The sequence below is a fragment of the Anatilimnocola floriformis genome, from assembly GCF_024256385.1.
Lineage (GTDB): Bacteria > Planctomycetota > Planctomycetia > Pirellulales > Pirellulaceae > Anatilimnocola > Anatilimnocola floriformis.
On record NZ_JAMLFW010000001.1, the window covers coordinates 2,885,756 to 2,905,540 of the forward strand.

The window sequence follows — 19,785 nt, forward strand, 5'->3', positions numbered from 1 at the left end:
AAAACTTTGGGCTGAACGCGAAATAGCTTTATGACCAAGCCGCGCAGCAAACGCCCGACACTCGCCGACCGCTATCCAGCACTCCAAAGTTGGTTCGTGCCACTATCGATCCTGCTCGTTGTCGGTTTGCTCATCGTCTTCATTCACGCTGGCTGGTTCAAGTTCACGATGATGCCGGCCAATGAAATTCTCGTCTTGGTCGGCGCGCTGAACTTCTTGCTTTATTGCTGGGTGCGCGGGTTTTCGGCCTGGCCATTGCAGTCGCAGATGATCGCCATCACCACTCTCGTGGCAACACAGGCGGGCGCACTTCAAATGGTGCGTTTAGACGGCTTCGCGGGGGACGGCAGACCGATCTGGGAATGGCGATTCAAGCCCACGCCGCGACAGTTGCTTGAGGAGCATCAGCAAAAACGACGCGATGATCCTGAGCCCGAGAAAATTGATCTCACGCGGACCACGCAGTTCGACAGCCCCGGCTTTCGCGGCGAGTTTCGCGATGGTGTGGCCCGGAACGAAGCCTTTGCCATCGATTGGCAGGCGGAGCCACCCCGCGAATTATGGCGACAGCCGATCGGCAGCGGTTGGTCCTCATTTGCCGTCGTCGGCGAATACGCGGTGACCATGGAACAACGGGGCGAGGATGAAACTACGGTCTGTTACGAAATCAACACTGGCCGGCAAGCATGGGAGCATCGCGAGCGGTCACGATTCTACGAAGTCACCAGTGGCGAAGGTCCCCGCGCCACGCCGACCATTCACAACGGCTGCGTCTTTTCGCTCGGCGCGACCGGCATTCTGAATTGCCTGGATGTCGCCACTGGCAAGCCAAAATGGACCGTCAACATTCTGACCGACAACCAAGCCGAGAATCGAATCTTCGGCGTGACGGGTTCGCCGCTGATCGTCGGTTCGCACGTCATCGTCAATTCCGGCGGCCGCGATAGTTCGCTGTCCGCCTATGATCTCGCGACCGGCGAGCGGGTTTGGAAGGGTGGCGCTTCGCGGGCATCCTACAGTTCGCCGCAGCTCGCCAATTTTCTAACTAGCCAGCAGGTACTCGACTTCAACGCCGATGGCCTAGCGGCGCACAATCTGGCCACCGGCGAGCTTCTCTGGCAGGTACCCTGGGTCAGCAATCCCGCCGAGCGAAACAACGTCTGTCAGCCCGTCGTATTGAATGAAATTGACGGCCGGCGTGGCGATTTCATCTTCATCGCCTCGGGCTACGGCATGGGTTGCGCATTGCTGGAGGTCACACAGCACGCCGGAAAATGGCAAGCCGAAGAACGCTGGCGCAACCGCAATCTAAAAGCCAAGTTCAGCAGCGTGGTCGTTCACGACGGTCATGTGTATGGATTTGACGAAGCCATACTCACCTGCCTCGACCTGACAACAGGTCGCCGTTGCTGGAAAGGTGGACGTTACAACTACGGTCAACTGCTGCTCGCGGGTTCGCACCTACTCGTGCAACTCGAGTCTGGCGAAGTCGCCATCGTGCAAGCCGACCCAGAAAAATTCACGGAGCTCTCGCGCTTCACGGCACTGCGGTCGCGAACGTGGAATCATCCCGTGCTCGTTGGCCGCCGACTTTTAGTTCGGAATGATCGCGAAGCGGCCTGCTTTGAACTGCCGATCGCTCGCAACGCGGCGATCGAAGAATAGACTTTCCAATCGTGGGAGAGAATCTTTGCGTTTCTCCCACGATCGACTTTGACAACGATATCTCGCTAATTACGCACTGCTGAGCCCACGCTCTCACCAATACCACGCGTTCCCGAGCTGTTGCTGTTACCACTGCTCGGCTTCGGTGGAGCTGTCGGGCTGGTGCCAGATGAACCGCCACTCCCCGTGGATCCGCTTCCAGTCGAACCACCCGACGATGGATTCGTCGGCGCGGTCGGTGGCGGTGGAGGCGGTGTTGGTTTCGTCGGCGGAGTCGTGGGCTGCTGAGGAGCAGTCGGAGGCGCCGGCGGCAACGTCGGCGTCGTCGGTTTGGTTGGTGTCGTAGGAGTAGTTGGCGGCGGCGGTGGTGGAGGAGCCGGCGGGGTCGGCGGGGTGGGAGTAGTTGGCGTCGTCGCCGTTCCTTGCGTCTGACCGAAGTTCACTTCCGTGATCCGTTGATCGCCGCGAGTCAGGCGAATCGCTTCCTTCGGCGCTGCGGTTTCCGTCCAACCGCTCGGCGTGACTTCACGAACCGTATATTCGCCCAGACCCAACCCACTCTGCACATCAAAGCGATAGCGACCAGCCGGATCGGTGGTCGCCTGCGCGATTACCTCCAGCGTGTCGGAATCGACGAGTTCGACCGTCCGCCCCTTCAACCCAGGTTCGTTCTTCGTCAGCAAGCTATCGGCGTTGGCGTCGTTTACCACGCGGCCGGAGATCTCGACCTTGAAGACGAACACGTTCTGCTGCACGTTCGTCAGGTTCGTATTGCGACGAATGACATCGGCTAGCGTCGTCTTTTCCACATCCTGCAGTTCCTTGCCGCTCAGCGATCGCTGGTACCAAAAGCGATCGCCATCCCGCACGCGGCTGAACTGATCGGCAATGACTCGCTGCACTAGCGGCCCGACGCTCGCGCCGCGAACATGATCCTCGGCCAGCATGCCGACCCAGGCGTCGATATTGTCGACCGTGCCATACAGCGATTGAAGCTTCCCCTGCAACAGCGGATCGGAAGTGATCTGCGCGAAGTTCGCCACCTTCGGCAATCCATAAGCAGCCCGCAGCGAGTTGTAATCGGCCAGGCCGTGATCGCGGCCGCGCTGAATATTCAAACTAGCTAGATCGAGGCCACCAGCGCCGGGTGGTCCGAACAAAAAGTTCCGCACACTGCCGACCACCTGGTTGTCGATCTTCGACGAAGGATCCGAAGCGAGATACTTAAGAATCGGATCGATGTTGTTGTCTTCAATCAGCGTCGGATTGAAGAAAGCCTCGGCTAGCGACACTTCGTCGCGCACTTCTTCGCCGTTGTTATCGAGAAACTCGATGTCGTCGCCGAGCATGCTGTGTCCCAGCCGAAACGCCGCCGTGGCAAACTCATTAGCGATGCTCGGATTCACCGTCGCGTCGTAACCCTTGTACGGACGAATCGCATTCGTCCCCAGCAGCGTCGGCAGCCATTCCTTATAGGTAATGACCTGCACTTCACCGATCACGATGTTACGGGCCGCCTGATACAGCTGCTCGTCGGTCCAAGTCGGATTCTTCTGCGCTAGGTCAGCCGCAACTCGATTGTGCTCGCGCACAAACAGCGTTTGCAGTGAGCTGAGCTCCGGATTTTCATTCGCCCGCACATCGCCGGCCATGAAAAAGCCCGTCGCGTCCGTCGGCAGCAGCCCGTCTTCTCCTTGCAACATTCGACCGCCGGCAAACTCGCGCAGGCTGGCCGCGGTCGCATCATCCGAGCCATAAATCATCGAGCCATCGATCCACGACGTGATGCTCGTCACCTGCTCGCGCGGATTGCTCGTGTCGGTTCCCGTGGTGGGATCATATTGCGAGCGCGTCAGCGAAATCGTTTGCGTCCCCGTTCCGTTCGGATCGAAATACGCATCGCCTGTCGGCACCTTCACCGCGAACGACTCCGCCGGTGTCGCCGTGTTCGTCAAATCCAGATCGTGATCGATGAACTGCCCCCAGGCGTACATCATCGCCGACAAGCCGCGCTCATCCAGATCGCGCACACTCCCTTCATTGGCCAGCGTGTTGCTGATCACCCGAGCGCTCGGCCGATCGGCTCCAGCGGGCGTCGAGACTCCATCGCCATAAGCGACCAAATCGTCCTTGCGAATGAATTGCTCGCCCGTCGAGCCCCATTCGGGATTGGTCAGATTGTTGCCGGTTCCGTCGAACGAGCGGATGTCAGCCGCCATCAACGTGCGAGTTTCCAAGCCTTCCAAAAACAGCCGCCGCTGCTTGATCTTCTCAGCCGCTGCGGCGCGGGCTTGGGACTTCTTCGAGGCGGTGAGCGAAAACCAAGATACCTGAAACATGAGCTTGCCTCCTCAATGTGCGGCGATCAGTCCGCCGCGATGACAGGTTGCGAGCAGGCACGAACGTCCCGCCGCGCTCAAGCAGCTGCAGCTTCGGAATCGCCCTTTCCCAAGATGAGTTGGAAAGGCAGCGACCGCCAAAACCAGGCTCGCAGAGGCGGCTGTGAAAGGCCTTGTTCCGAAGACCTGACGCACCCTCCGCCCGACTGCCACCAACAGCTGGCTGGTTCTGCCAGCCGCGGCAACTTGCTCGTTGGGGCAAAATTTAATGCCACCAAGCTGAAGAGAACGTGAAGAGCGCAGAAATGCTCAGAATCTTTGAAAAATCTCCGCCCGGCATCTTCCTTACTCCCTCTCCTCGGTACTCCGGGGAGAGGGTTGGGGTGAGGGGCTGAAGTGCTAACGGCCTTTGCGGTTCAGAGCGACCGATCGCTTAGAACAACTCATCGCTGCCCATGCCGTTGGCGTTGAAGTCTTGGGCTTCGCCCGCTGAGACGCTGAAGTCGTCGTTGCCGGTGTAGCCCCAGACCTGGTCGAAGATCGCGTCGCTGGTGATCGCGGCGAGGCTGCTGCGGTCGTTGGTCGATGACCATTGATTGAGCAGGATCAACAGCGCGGCGTCGTTGTCGGTTGAACGGCTGTAGAGCGCGGCGCCGAAGGTTGCGTTCACGGCCTGCGATGTCCAGCTGCTCGATTCGTTGGCGAGGCGGCCGCTGATCAAGAGGTCGTCGCCGGCGTTGCCGTTCATGTTGTCGGCACCGCCGCCGCCAATCAGCACGTCGTTGCCGTCGCCGCCGATCAGCAGGTCGTTCCCTTCGCCGCCGCTGAGCAAGTCGTTGCCGACCGCGCCGCTCAGTATGTCGTTGCCGCCACCGCCGTAGAGGCGGTCGTCGCCGGTGCTGCCGTCGACAGTGTCGTCACCCTCGCCGCCGTAGACATAATCGTTGCCGCCGCCGGCGCTCACCTGGTCGTTGCCGCCGCCACCATAGAAGACATCGTTGCCGCCGAGCGCGCTGAGAATGTCGTTGCCGCCGATCGCGGAGTCTTGCGCGAGAGGCAACGTGCCGGTGAGTTCTTCATCGCCGATGACGATGTTGTCGCCGCCGCTGGCGTTGATCTGATCGTTGCCGAGGCCGCCGACGATGAAGTCGTTCCCCATGCCGCCCGAGATGTAATCGTCGCCATTTTCGCCGTGGATCTCCATCGGGAACGTGACGTTCGAGTGCGTCACGTAATCGTTCGCGTCACCGGCGTACGTCAGCGTTTTGCCGTTCATCGGGAAGTCGACGAACGTCGTGTTCAAACGGACGCGCACGCCGTTCGGCTGCGTCGGCGACGGGTTCAGCGAGAAGATGATCGTGTCGGGCCCGCTCGAACCACGCACCAGCGTGTCGCCGAGTTGCAGATTGAGCAGCTGATGATTGGTGATGAAGTTGAGATCTTCGATCTGCGTGTAATTCAGCGGCTGGAGACCGGGGCTCGCGATCACGCCCGAGAGGGTTGCGAGCACGAACGACGAACCGAGCGGCACGCCGCTGAGATCGAGATTGAGCACGTCGCCGACGCTGTCGCCGATGGTGCCGATCGGCGCGGTCGGTTGACCGCCGTCGATCGTGATCGCCGTGCTCGCGCTCGGACGAATGCCGCGCACGCTGTCGGCAACCGTGAGTCCCGCGTTGCCAGAGCCGGTGCCGACGATGCCCGGCGCGGTCGCGCCGAAGATGTCGTTGCCGTCGCCGACATTCGGATTCCCCGGCGCGTCGCCATAAAGCGCGATCGTCGAAACACTGCTCGCCGTCGCGGTCGGCGCGGGGCCGGTGCCGCCCTGTTGATCGGAAGTGAACAGCAGGAACTGATCGGCGCCGAGCCAACCACTGAGCGACACGATCGACAGATCGTGCGCGGGCGAAGTGTTTACGAATTGGGCGTCGATCGTGTCGTTGCCCGCCGTGCCCGTGTAATTCAGCGTATCGATGTTGCGGAAGATCACGTCGTCGCCAGCGGCTGCGTTCACACCTTCGACGCGATAATCAGCCGATGCGGTTGGATTCACCGCGTTGATGAACACCGTGTCGCCCGTCGCGTCGGCAGTATCGATGATCGTCAGCGTGTCGTTGTTCGCGGCGAGCGAACCATCGGTGCCATCGACGATGACCGGCCCGACGATGTCGTCATCGGGACCGCCGGCGGCGCTCTGCAGCACGAACGAATCGTTGCCCGTGCCGCCGATCAGCGTCACCGTGCCCGTGTTGCCACTCGTGCTGAAGACGCGAATCGTGTCGTTGCCCGTGTTGCCGATGAGAGTCACGCTCGGGTTGTTCGTCTGACCGCTGCCGAAGCTCGCGAGGTCAATCGTGTCGGCATTCGCCAAGCCGTCGATCGCAATCGAACCGAAGTTATTGCCGCTGAACGTGAGCGGCGTGTAGCCGGTGGCGCTCACGATGGTGTTCGCGCCGCTGCCGTTGATGCCGATCACATTCGCGGCCGAATCGCCGATGATCTGCAGCGCGCCAGGAGTCGCGCCCGTGCCGGTTCGCTCGGCAGATTCCGTCCGCACGAAGTAGGCTTGCAGTGAAGCCGCGCCGGAAGCCACCAGCACTTCGCCTTCGTTGCCAGTCGCGCCAGTGCCGTTGCCGATCGCATACGACAGCGCCGCATTCGCGCCGGTCAGATTGAAGAGCAACTTGTCAGCACCGCCGTTGCCATCGAGCAACACCGAGCCGACTCCCGCGAGATTCAAGTTATCAGGAATGCTCGGCGCGCTGCCGGCGAACGTCGGCAAGCCGCCCACGTCGCTCACGGTCAGCGTGTCATCGTCGCTCGAACCGAGATAAGTGAACGACTGAATCTGCGCGCTGGCGCCTTGGAAGATCACACCGACGTCGTCGTTGTCCGGCACTGCTGCCGAGCCCGTCCGCTCGACCACCAGGTTCGCGCCGTTGCGGCGCACCGTGATCAGATCGGGCACGCCGGTGTTGCCCCACGCTGCCAGGTTCGCATCGAGCGACAGATGGAACGGCGCGTTGGCGTTCATCTCTTCGATGCTCGTGTACGTCACACTCTTCAGCGGACTGTTGAGAGTCCACACGCCGCTGCCGATGCTGCCCAGCGTCAGCTGCCGGCTCGTCGTCGCCGACAGATCGAGATTCAGAATGTCACCGGTCAGCGTCATGTGCGGCGCGAGACCGTTCACCGTCACCGCAGCGTTCGCTTGCGGCGCGAGATTAAACGTATCGTTGTCGCCGTTGCCGTTGAGCACGGCTCCACTCGGCGCGGTGATCGTTCCCGTCAGCGCGAACACACCACCGACTCCGGCGTCCGCAACACCGACGTCGATGTTCACCGTCGTCGTGGTCGCGCTCACGAGATTGCCAGCGAGCGTCGCGTTATCACCGGCATTCAACACGATCGCGCCAGCCGAATTCACATTCACGGCTGCCGTCAGCACAATGTCTTGCCCCACACCCGCCGCATCGATGGTCGACAACGTCACATTGCCGCTTGTCGTAGTGCTCACCGTTTCGTTCACGGTCAGACTGCCGGTCGCACTCAGATTCACATCGCTGGCCGTCGCGCTCACACCCACCAGCGCGCTCACGCCACCGATGATCAAGTTGCCAGTGTTCGCCAAAAACACCCCACCGCTGCCGCCGGCGGCTTCGACATTCGCCAGCGTCGTCTCAATCGGATCCGCGCTCGTTCCCACACCGGTCGCGGCTTGCAGCACGATGCTCGTGCCCGTCACATTATTATCATCATCCGCATCCGTGATGCTCGTGCCGGCGACAATCGAACCACCACTCGTCGTCACATTGGCAATCGCCGCGCCAGCCGTCGTCGTCAGCGTGAACGCGCCAAGCGCCAACGTCGAATCATTCGTGCCGACGTTATCACCCGCACCGGCATAGCTCGACACCGTCTCATTCGCGAGCAGCTGCACCGTACCGCCAAGCCCGACATTCACCGCACCAGCAGTATCAAACACCGCCGCGCCACCGCTGAGTTGCAACACCCCCGCGTTAGCATTCGTCGCGCCCGTGTAAGTATTCACGCCCGAGAGCGTGAGATTCCCCGCGCCGATCTTCGTCAGCGCGCCCGCTCCACTCAGCACGCCGCTGAGCGCGACATTGAAGCCGTTCGTATCGATGATGGCCGGGCCTACCGCGTTCGTCAGATTGAAGTTGAGAATCGACGACCAACCTGCCGTGGCTCGCAGCGTACCGCCACCGAGGTTCGCCGTGTAAGGCCCACCGCCGCCGTCGGTCACGATGCCGCCGTTCCCCAGATTGAACACACCGCCGTTAAGCGTGAACGTGCCGTTGCCCGCGGTTGCGGCGCGGCTGTTCAAATCGATCTGCGTGGCATTCGCCGTGCCGCCGGTCTGCAAGAACGTCCCCGTGCCATCGGTCGCCGTCGACAACGCAAACCCACCGTTCACGTTCAGCGTGCCATTGCTCAAGTTGTAGAACGTCGTCGCCTGCGGATAGTGCCCCATCCGCACGCCGTTCCCTTCGCCGGCATCGCCGGTCGTCGTCACCGTGCCACCCGTCTGATTGATCGTGCCCGTCACCGTGCCGCCATCGGCATTCCCCATCAAGATGCCAGCCGCCGTCAGGCTCCCGGCGCTGACGTTCAGCACACCGCTCGCCGTGCTGCCCGTCGTCATCCCCGCAATCTCGTCCGAGCGATTCGAGCCCACCACCACCACGCCCGTCGAGGTGACGTTCGCGCCATTGATCGTTGCCGTACCACGGCCGACGCGTAGCGCGCCGAACGAGATCACGCCCGTCGAAGTAATCGTCAGATCGCCACCGATCGTCCCAGCAGTGCCGAGCGTTACCGCGCCGCTGACATTCACCGCGGCCGAACCGCCGATGCTCAGCGAGCTATTGACGAACTGCCCAATCGCAATGCTGCTCGCCGTGACGTTCGCCGTGCCAGCAATCGTCGACGTCGTCGAGTCGGCGATTCGCAAGCCACGAGCGCCGATCGTGCTCGTGCCGCCAGTGATGCTGAACGACGCATTGCCGGTCGCGTTACGATGATCGACCATGATGCCCGGCACATTCAAAATGCCGCCGGTCTGGCTGAACGTGCCATCGCCGTCGGTCGCAATCGCGATGTCGGCCGTGGGGTCGGTGAGCTGCAGCGTGCCGCCCGAAAGCGTGTAAGTGCTCGTCTCGTTACCCCAGTGACCGAGGCGAATGCCTGCGTTTTCGGTGGAGTTGCCGGTCACCGTCACGGTGCCGCCGCTTTGATTCAAAAAGTTCGTCTGCGCCGGCCCGCCGTTGTTCTCGCCGAGATGAATCGTGCCGGTCGAGATCGTCGCCGTCCCTTGAACATTCAGCGTGCCGCTGCCGCCGCCGAGAATGAACGACGGATTCGCGCCGACGCCGATCTGCCCCGCCGTCACCCCCGCGTTGCCGCGGATATTCGTCACACCGCCGGCAGCGTAGAGCGTGCCGATGGTCGTGGTCGAACCAGTATCGAACGACAGCGCACCCGCGCCGATCTTGCCGAGAATCTGTCCGCCGCCGGCAACAGTGCCGGTCAATTGCAAATCGCCGGCCGCATTGGTCACTTCAATTCGCGGCGAGCTCGCCCCCGCCGACGCCGTGAGATTAATCGTCCGGTTCATCGCATCGGCAGCGCCGCCCGTGAACTGCAGCACGCTGTTGCCGCTGATCGTCACGCTGTTGCCACTGCCCAGGTGACTCGCCGCGCCGCTATTCGCCACATCGGCCACGCTCAGCACACCGCCGTTGATGATCGCCGCGCTGGTGAACGTATTCGCGCCCGAGAGCGTGACCGTTCCCGTGCCATTCTTGATCACACTGCCGCTACCGCTGATGACCCCCGGGAACGAACCACTGGTGACAATCAGATTCGCATTCGCCGCATTCAGGAACCGCGTGACAATCTGATCGCCCGCGCTGCCGGTGAGCGCGCCGAGGATCACATCGACTTCACCCAGCGTCAGATCCTGCACGAGTCGCAGCGTCACATCGCCGCCACCGGCGAGCGCCGCCGGCGTGGCCGAGTAATCGCCACCATTCACAATGATCACACCGGCGTAACCGGGCAGCGCCGTAAACAACGCGGCCAACGACTGAAACGCCGTCGTCCCCATCGTCGCCGACTGCACCCCGGGAGTCTCCCGATCACCATCGACCACACCCGAAGCCGGAAAATCATCATCGACATACAGCGCCGCGATCGGCGCCAGCGCGACGAGCACCACATCATTGCCATCGCCCGCATGATATTGAATCTGCATCGGCTTGCCGTCGACGGTCACCGTGGTCCCTTCCGCGAGACCGTTGAACGTTCCCGTCGTGTCGGCTGCCGCCGAACCATCGTTATCAATAATCCGATAAATCGACCCGACCGTCGGATTGAATGTTCCAGGAGTGCCGGTGTAATTCACGGTCAACGTGCTCGTACCGCCGAGCGTCAAACTGCCGCTGCCCGTAATCCGCAGCTGATCAAAATCCGTCCCCGCCGTCGTGCCAGCAATCGAACTGATCTCGATCGTCAGCCCACCGTTCTGCACGTAGTTCCCCTGCACGTTGCCGAAACCAACAGCTGTGCCGACGCCCGGTTGATGCACGCCGCCCGCATTCACCGTCACCGGTCCCGTCGTGCCAGCGCCCGTGAGCGTCGCGCCAGTCTGTACCGTCGTCGCGCTCGGAATGTTCGACCCCGTCACACGCAGCGTGCCACCACTCACCGTCGTCGCGCCGGTGAACGTATTCACGCCGAGAAGATCCAAAACACCCGCCGTGGTCTTCGTCACGCTTCCCGCGCCTGAGATCACTCCGTTGAAGGTTCCTTGCGCCACAATCAAATTCGCATTCGCAGCGTTGTTAAACCGCGTCACAATCGCATCGCCGGCATCGCCCGAGAGATCATTAAACTGCACATTCAAATCCGCCCCGCCGGCCACCAGATCCTGCACCAACCGCAAAGTGACATTGCCACCGCCAGCCAGTAGCGCCGAAGCATACACACCACCATTCACCACGATCGTGCCCGCGAAACCCGGATACGCCGCGAGCGCCGCAGCGATCGAAGCAAAGGCGTTGACTCCCACCGTCGCCGTCTGCGTGCCGGCCGTTTCCAGATCGCCATCGACGTTGCCGGTGGTGAACTGATCATTCACATACAGCGTGGTGATGTTCGGCGCGACGAGTACCACATCGTTGCCATCGCCGCCGTGATAGTTGATCTGCAGGGCCTTGCCGTCGACGATCACGAACGAGCCATCGGCGATGCCCGTGAACGCGCCGGTCGTATCTGCCGCTGCCGTGCCGTCGTTATCGATGAGCACATACGTGGCGCCGACGGTCGGATTGAACGTTCCCGCTGCGCCGGTGTAGTTCACCGTCAGCGTACCGCCGAGAGCAACGCTCCCCGTGCCCGTCACGCGCACCTGATCGTAGTTCGTCCCCGCCGTGGTGCCGTTGATCGAGCTGATCTCGATCGTCAGCCCGCCGTTCTGCACGTAGTTGCCCTGCACGTTCGCAAAGCCCACCGCCGTGCCGACGCCAGGCTGATGCACGCCGCCCGCGTTCACCGTCACCGGCCCGGTCGTGCCAGCGCCAGTCAGCGTCGCGCCGGTCTGCACCGTGGTCGCGCTCGGAATATTCGAACCGGTCATTCGCAGCGTGCCACCGGTCACGGTCGTCGCGCCGGTGTACGTATTCACGCCCAGCAACTCGACCTGCGTCGCGTTGATCTTCGACAGCGTGCCGCTGCCGCTGATCACGCCGTTGAACGTTCCCTGTGTGACGATCAACCCCGCGTTCGCCACGTTGTTAAACCGCGTGATGATCGCATCGCCGGCAGCGCCCGAGAGATCGTTGAACTGCACATTCAGTTCGTTGTTGGTCAAATCCTGCACGAGTCGCAGCGTGACATTCCCGCCGCCGGCCAGCAGGGCCGAAGCATACACACCACCGTTGACAACGATCGTGCCGGCAAACGTCGGGTTCGCCGCCAGCAGCGCCACGATCGATTGAAACGCCGTCGTTCCCATCGTCGCCGTCTGCGTCCCCGCCGTTTCCAAATCGCCATCGACGGTCCCACTCGCCGGAAAATCATCGTCGACATACAGCACCGTCGGCGCCGGCACGGTCAGCACCACATCGTTGCCATCGCCACCGATGTACGACAGGATCAGCGCCCTGCCATCGACGGTCACGGTCGCCCCTTCGGCCAAACCGCTGAACGTGCCAACCGTATCCGCCGGCGACGTCCCATCGTTGTTGATCAGCACATACGAATTACCCGCCGTCGGATTAAACGTCCCCGCCGCGCCTGTGTAACTCACCACCAGCGTCGCCCCCGCGCCGATCGTCACACTGCCAGAACTGAGAATCCGCACCTGGTCATAATCGGTCCCCGCCGTCGCGCCGCTCACCGAACCAATCTGAATCTGCAGCGCGCCATTCTCGACATAGTTCCCATTAACCGTCGTCGTCCCCACATTCGTCCCCGGCGCGTGCGTGCCGCCCGCATCCACCGTCAACAACCCCGTGGTCCCAGTCCCGGTCAACGTCGCCCCAGTCTGCACCGTCGGCGCACTCACCATCGTCCCTGTCACCGCGAGCGTCCCACCCACAACCGTCGTCGCCCCGGTGTAAGCATTCACCCCCGCAATCGTCGCCGTCCCAGCCCCCGTCTTCGAAACCACCGCCCCATCGTTGTACTGAGCCAAATTCTGCAACGTGCCCGCCGTGAAGACGAAGGCGATCGGAGCCGCCGCAGTGCCGATGTTCTTGGCGGTTGCATTCAAGGTGCCGCCGCTAAGGTTGATCGTCGAGGTCGTTGTGCCACCACCTTGAGTAATGTTTGCGTTGGTGGTGAACGTGCCGCCCGTAATATTCAGCGTCGCAGTTGCAGCACCAGCAGTCGCTTGCGAACCTAGGATGAGGGCCGTGTTCACCGTGAATGTGCCGCCGCCCACTTCCAGCAACCCAACCGACGTGCCAGTGCCTGCTGCCGTCTTGGGAGCAACGGTCAGCGTGTCCACCGTAAATGTGCCTGCATCGAAGCGGAGAGTGCCCGATGTACCGCCGGTGCTGCTACCCATGTTCAATCGGCCCAGCGTCACTGCGGTAGCAGTGACCGTCGCCACGTGTCCACGCAGGTCGAGCGTTCCCACAGCGCCACCCGCCGTCGCCGTGCCGTTGTTATCACCAATCTGTACCGATGCGACAGCACCCGAGCCGGCAGCGTTGTTGATAGTGACCGTGCCCGGACTGCCGGCGGTTTGCGAAGCAAACTTCACAATGCCCGTACCGGTGTTCTTGCCACGGCCGATGTTCAAGTTGTCGACGCGGAGAACGTTCGTACCGGTTCCCAGTGTCAACGTGCTAGTACCACCGCCATTATTTCCGCCCGTATCACCCACAGCCAGCGTGGTCGCGGTGATCGTGTTCGCTGTATTCGACAGCAGAACGTTACCAGCGCCAGACGAAGTGCCACCCACGCCCAAGTTGAAGTTCGTTACCGTCGCGGTGAAATTGCTCAGTGCCGTGACATCCAGGGTGCCGGTGTTGGTCCAGGCCACATTCGTGCCGGCTTGGTTCACGCCGATCGTGACGGTGGTGCCCGCAACGGTCATCGCGCCGCCGCCATTCACCGTGAGCTTGGTTTGCGTCGCAGCGCCAGCAGTATTGGCGATACCGATCGTCATGCCGCCGGTGACGTTCAGCGTCTTCGTGGGGGCGACAGTGATGGTGTTGACGGAGGCACTGTTGCTGAGCGACGTCAGCGACGTGAATACCTGATTGAACGTTCCCAGATTGAGCGTGGCCACAGTCGTCCCTGTGCCGATCGTCAAGGCTGTGTTGGGAAGGGCGTTGTCCGCGCCGGTCGTTACCGTTCCTTCGCTCAGAGTCGTCGAACCGGTGTAATTGCTGACACCACTCAGCGTCAATCCGCCCGCGGTGGTCTTGGTGAAGTTACCCGTGCCAGAAATCACACCGGCGAAGTTACCTTGCTCGACAATCAGATTGGCGTTGGCCGTATTGAGATAGCGACTGGCAATCAGATCGTTGCTGTCGCCAGTCAAATTCTGCACAGTGACGTCAAGCTCTGAGTTGGTAAGATCCTGCAGCAGCCGAACCGTTACGCTCCCACCGCCAGCCAGCGGAGCGGAGGCGTACGAGCCGCCATTCAGAAAAATGATGCCGGTGTAGTTGGGATATGCCGTCAGGGCCGCGCCGATCGAAGTGAATGCGTCCACGCCCAAGGTGGCGGTTTGAACGCCGGCGGCTTCCAGATTGCCATCGACGGTCGTGCCCGTGAAGTCGTCGTCGACATAGATGAAGACGGGAGCTCCGGCCACCGCCGATAGCGTGACATCGTTGCCGTCACCGCCCACGTACGAGAGTCGCATCGCAACACCATCGACCGTAATCGTGGTGCCTTCTGCCAAGCCGTTGAACGTGCCCACGACGGCGTCTGTTCCGTCGTTGTCGATGAGCGTGTACAGCTGCCCGTTAATTCCAGAAAAAGTCCCAGGCGCGCCGTTGTAAGCTACGCTGAGGGTCGAAGCCGCGCCCAAGGTGACGGTGCCTGTAACCTTGATCTGGTCAAAATCGGTTCCCGGTGCTTCGCCGGCGGGAGTAGCGATCTCGAGATTCAACGCGCCGTTCTGCACGTAGTTGCCCGAAACAATCTGCGCGATCGTGCCCGCCAAGCCGGCAGACAACGTGGCTCCCGCATTCACTGTCAGCACGCCTGACGTGCCCACCAAGAACAAAGAATTGGCTGCCACGGTTATCGGGCCTGGAATGGTGCCAGTGAGGTTGCCATTCGTGCCTGCCGCCTTGGTGATGGTTCCAGTGCCGTTGTAATCGTCGAGGTTCAGCAGCGAACCACCCGTGAAGTTGAGCACAACCGGCGCGGCTGCCGTTCCGATGCTGTCGTTCGTCAGGTCGAGTACACCGCCGCTGAGGTTGATTGTCCCCGTGACCGTGCCCGCACCCTTGAAGAGGTCGGGATTCATCGTGACGGTGCCGCCAGTGATATTCAAAGTCGCAGTCGCCGAGGCCGCATTCGCCTGCGAGCCAAAAGTAACCGCGGTATTGACCGTGAAGGTGCCGCCGCCCACCGTCAACACGCCAGTGATGACGCCGGTGGCGCCACCGGTCTTGTCGGCGAAGATCAGCGTATTGACTGAAAATGTGCCCGCGTCGAAAAACAAATTGCCCGCAGCGCCGCTCGTGCTGGCACCACGATTCGATCGTCCCAACACAACGGTATCGGCTTGCACTGTGGCGACGTGGCCACGCAAGTCGATGTTGCCGATAATACTCGCGCCCGTGTCGACTTGAGTGTTGATGCCCACGCTGATGTTGGCCGCGCTAGCGCCACCGGTTCGCCCCGTCAGCAACAATGTGCCGGGACTCCCTGCCGTCTGCGACGCGAATTTCAAATCTCCGTTACCTTTGGCCGCACCGACGAGCAGGTTCGTCAATTGCAGCACATTCGTGCCGGTTCCCAGTTCGACCAAGATCGGCGTGCCAGCGTTGTTCGTTACCGAGTCGCCGATCGACAGTGTGTCGGCAGTAATCGTGTTGGCCGTGTTCGAAAGTCTGACCGTTGCGGCAATGCGAGAATTCCAACCGACGCGAATGGTTTCGGCGTTGATGGTCACATTGCTGAGCGCGGTCATGTTCACATCGACCGAGTTCTGCGTCGCGTTCTGATCGGAGTTTTGAATGCCGAAGACCGCGATCGTACCGGCGGTCGCATTCGAAACATTGAGCGCACCGCCGCCGATGAAGTTGACGTTGGTTACCTGCGCGGTCGTGCTGGGAACACCGATCGAGAGCGACGTCGTGCCGGTCACGTTAAATGTCGTGCTCGGCGCAATATCGATCGTGTTGTACGACGCAGTGTTGCTGCGAATTTGCAGACCGCCGATCGTTTGATTGAAGTTGGAATCGATCGTGCCGACTTCGGTGAGCAGACCGAGCGTAACCACTGTCGATGCTGGTAGCGCGTTCGCGGCTTCGAGGGCCAAGACACCGGCGCCACCCGTTCCCGTGATGGTGGTCGAACCACCGTACGTGCTTTGGCCGCGCAGCGACAACGTCCCTGCTGTCGTCTTAGCGAAATCGCCAATGCCCGAAATGACGCCGGAGAAATCCCCTTGCTCAACCGTCAGGTTGGCATTCGCTGCGTTCAAAGACCGCGTGACGATCGTGTCGCCCGCCGAACCCGTCAGATTCTGAATCGTGACGTTGGTCTCGGCTGCCACCAGGTCCTGCACCAAGCGCAGCGTGACATTGCCACCGCCAGCCAAGTTGGCCGAGGCATAGGTGCCGCCGTTCACGACGATGATGCCGGCGAAGCCAGGGAGCGCCGTCAGCGCATCATCAATCGTGGCAAACGCAGTCGTCCCGATGGTGGCCGATTGCGAGCCCGTCGTCTCGCGATCGCCGTCGACCGTGCCACTTCCGGTGAAGGTTGCATCCACATAAATGATCGGCACCGCGGCGACTGCCGTTAGCGTTACATCGTTGCCATCGCCACCGACGTAAGAGATCGCCAGACTGCGGCCATCGATCGTCACGATCGCGCCTTCGGCGAGTCCGGCAAACTTGCCCACTGTATCGGCTGCTGCCGTGCCGTCGTTGTCGATCAATATGTACGACTGACCCAACGGCGGATTGAAGGTTCCTGCTGCGCCGGTGTAGACAGCGTTCAAAAACGAAGTAGCGCCCAGAGTCACGCTGCCGCCACCCGTCACACGCACCTGATCGTAATCGGTGCCGGCCACATTTCCCGTGGCGCTGCCGATTTGAGCGGTCAGCCGACCGTTCATTACATAGTCGTTGGTCGTCGTAAACGTTCCGACGGCCACACCCGGAGCCAGCGTGCCCGCAGAATTAACGGTCAGCAAGCCAGTGGGACCGGTTCCTGTCAGCGTCCCGCCGTTCACCGTGGGCGCACTGACCAAAGTGGAATTCACTACCAGCGTGCCCGCGGAAACCGTCGTTGGGCCAGTGAACGTATTACCGGTGCTGTTGATGGTCCACGAGCCAGCCCCCGCCTTGGTCAGGCTCGTGGCACTCGTCGACTCGTTCGTGATTCGCTGTGCGAACGTATTCGCGCCGGTATTCGAGCCCGTCAACGTGAACGTGCGAGTGCCGGCCGTGTCGAACCAATTCGTATTCGCGGCGCTGTAGGTAAACGACAAAGTGCCGCTGCCAGTCCCCGAGGCGTCGATCGTGCCGCCCGTCGTTTGCACGCGAATCTGCCGGTCAGTGCTCTGTGCCGTGGAGCCCGTGTATTGCAGCGTGCCGCCGCGGAACACCAAGCCGATGCCGTCGCCAGTCGCCGTTTCTTGTGCCGCCGTGCGGGCACCGAGCGCGCTCGCTGCGCCGTAGTTACCGATGGAGGTGGCATTCAAAATACCACCGCTAAACGACGTGACGCCGGTGTAGGTATTGCCGTTGTTGCTGAGAACAAGCGTGCCGGTGTTGGTCTTGGTTACGTTGCGCGCACCGCCCGAATCTGCCAGCAAACTGCTGACGGTCATGGTGTTCGAATTGATCTGGAATGTTACGTGATCGTTTAGCGTGATCGGACCACTGATGGTGGAATTGGCGGCGGCCGTGATGCCGATGCGTTTCACGCCGGTGCTACCCGCACGCAGATTGATGCCACGGCTGATCGTTAGCGCGGCGTCGGTGAAGAGGCCAGCGCCAGCTGTGCCGGTGGTGTCGCCAAGGAGAATCGGATTGGCCGAGTTGCCGAGGTTGCCGTTCGTCGAAGGGGCGATATTGCCGGCGACGAGCAGCGGGCCTTCCAAGATTGTGGTGTCGCCGGTGTAGGTGCTCACACCACTCAAACGCAGGTTGCCAGTGCCGGTCTTGATGAGACCAAAGGCGCCATTGAAGACATGGTTGACATTCACCTGACCGACGGTGGCGTTGACCGTGCCGACTTGAATGGTCAGCGCGCCTGTTAAGTTGGTGGTGTTGGCGCCGCTCAGCGTGATGGCCGCCGTCGCGCCGTCGTCACGATTGAAAATTACCGTGCCTGCCGTGGGCAACGTGACCACGCCGGACAGCGTCAACGCCACGCGCGCGGCAATGCCGCCCCCCGACTCGACCGTAATCGGATTTTGGATCGTCGAAGCCGTGGTTTGCAGATCGAGCGTGCCGCCACTCTGAATGAGAACTGGAGTGGTAGTAGTGCCGAGGTTCGTCTGACTACCATAAAACAACCGGCCGTTATTGATCGTCAAGTTGCTGAAACCATGGGTAACAGCTGCTGTGTTGAAAATCAGATCGCCAGCACCAGTTTTCGTAAACGGCGCCCCGCCCGTAATCGTGCCGTTGTAGGTGAAGCTGGCCAGAGCCGCGGTGTTGACATTGATCGTGCCGCCCGTACCCGCGAGCGTGATCCCGCGGTTGGCATTTAGCGTAAAGGCCGCCGTCGTCGTCAGCGTGCCGCCGTTGAGCGTGATCGATGCCGGTGTCACCGCGCCAGGAGCCGCACCGATGTTGAGATCGGCGCCGATGCTGATCGCACCACCGTTGATCGTCGTGCCGCCGGTGAATGTATTCGTGGCCGAGAGCGTCAGTGTGCCGGCGCCCTCCTTCACCAGTCGGCCGTTGGTGCTCGAGATCACGCCCGAAAACGTGGTGTTCGATCCGTTGCCGGTGGTCAGAGCTTGGCCGTTGAGGTTCAGCGTCGGTGTTGCGTTCGTCGACGACAGCGCGCCGATGGTTTCGCCGTTGGCGGCGTTCAAAACGAGCGCAGCATTCCCTGCCAAGTTCAGATTGGTTGCATCGGGAATGACGTTGCCCGTGCCGAGGTTGTATGTGTTGGTGCTTGTCGTTCCTTCGAGCGAAATGAGCGGCGTATTGAACGCGGCATCGAAGCTAGTGACATTCACCGTGTCACCACCATTGGTGATCACCGTCAGCGACGTCGTTGGCGCGGTAAAGTCGACCGATTCGCCCAGCGTGCTGTTGATGCGCGTCAAACCATCGCCCGCGATGTTGTCGGTAATCGCGACAGTTTCAGCGGCACCAGTGAAAGTGAAGCTACGGGTGGTTGCGGAAAGGTTATCGGTGACCGGTTCAAGACCCACGTAGCTGAGGTTGCGGCCATCGACCGCAATCGAGCCATCGTTGTCATTGATAAACGTGTAGTCGACGCTATCGACCGTGCCGTTTTGCAGCACGATCTGATCGCCCGGATCTAGGCTGTTTTGGTCGCCGCCATAGAAAAACAGACCGTCGGGCAGAATGGCATTGCCGTTCGAAAAATCGAGCGTGAGCGTGTCGTCGCCATCGCCGCCGTATATGTATAGCTGCTGCGACGGCAACAAGCTGGCCGGAATCCTCAGCGTCTGCAAATCGGCCAACAACTGCGCGCCAGGAATCCCCACGGCTTGGAATGGCAGCAGACTGTCGGTGATCAGCAGATTGCCATCGGCATCCTGGCTGACCACAATTTGGTTGTTGTGCGCAGCGCTGGTGGCGGCATGAATCTCAAACTTTCCATCGGGACTGAGGAAAGCGACCGGGTTATCCGGCAGCGGAAAGATCGGCGTTACTTCGCCGTGCAGCACCAAGCGCGGTTCCAACGATTCCAAAAAGCCCCGCCGACGAATTTTCGCTGGCTGCGCTGGCTTGCGAACGGAAGTGCCCAAGAAACGACGACTGGCAGACCGAAGTCGGTTGCGCATGGAGAGAGTAGTGGGTTGAAGGGGAGTGGCACGCGCTTCGTCAACCCGAGCGTAAGATGA

3 protein-coding genes are annotated in these 19,785 nt (G+C 61.4%); 1 reads left to right on the forward strand and 2 read right to left on the reverse strand.

Features of this window, described 5'->3' with window-relative positions; genetic code table 11:
- Window positions 1–30: 30 nt before the first annotated feature.
- A complete protein-coding gene (locus M9Q49_RS11060; RefSeq protein ID WP_254508802.1) occupies window positions 31–1,665 on the forward strand; it encodes a PQQ-binding-like beta-propeller repeat protein in 1,635 nt (544 codons plus the stop codon).
- A gap of 65 nt (window positions 1,666–1,730) precedes the next feature.
- Here the strand turns inward: M9Q49_RS11060 and M9Q49_RS11065 are convergent, their stop codons facing one another.
- Together M9Q49_RS11065 and M9Q49_RS11070 are read right to left on the reverse strand one after the other, a co-directional pair.
- Complete coding sequence (locus M9Q49_RS11065) at window positions 1,731–4,004, reverse strand: peroxidase family protein (RefSeq protein ID WP_254508803.1); 2,274 nt, start codon at window positions 4,002–4,004, stop codon at window positions 1,731–1,733.
- A gap of 433 nt (window positions 4,005–4,437) precedes the next feature.
- Complete coding sequence (locus tag M9Q49_RS11070) at window positions 4,438–19,725, reverse strand: autotransporter-associated beta strand repeat-containing protein (RefSeq protein ID WP_254508804.1); 15,288 nt, start codon at window positions 19,723–19,725, stop codon at window positions 4,438–4,440.
- Window positions 19,726–19,785: the final 60 nt, after the last annotated feature.

Excerpts from the sequence above, each read along its gene's own strand:
- M9Q49_RS11060 (WP_254508802.1), top strand. The coding sequence starts at position 31 with ATGACCAAGCCGCGCAGCAAACGCCCGACACTCGCCGACCGCTATCCA.
- M9Q49_RS11065 (WP_254508803.1), bottom strand. The coding sequence starts at position 4,004 with ATGTTTCAGGTATCTTGGTTTTCGCTCACCGCCTCGAAGAAGTCCCAA.
- M9Q49_RS11070 (WP_254508804.1), bottom strand. The coding sequence starts at position 19,725 with ATGCGCAACCGACTTCGGTCTGCCAGTCGTCGTTTCTTGGGCACTTCC.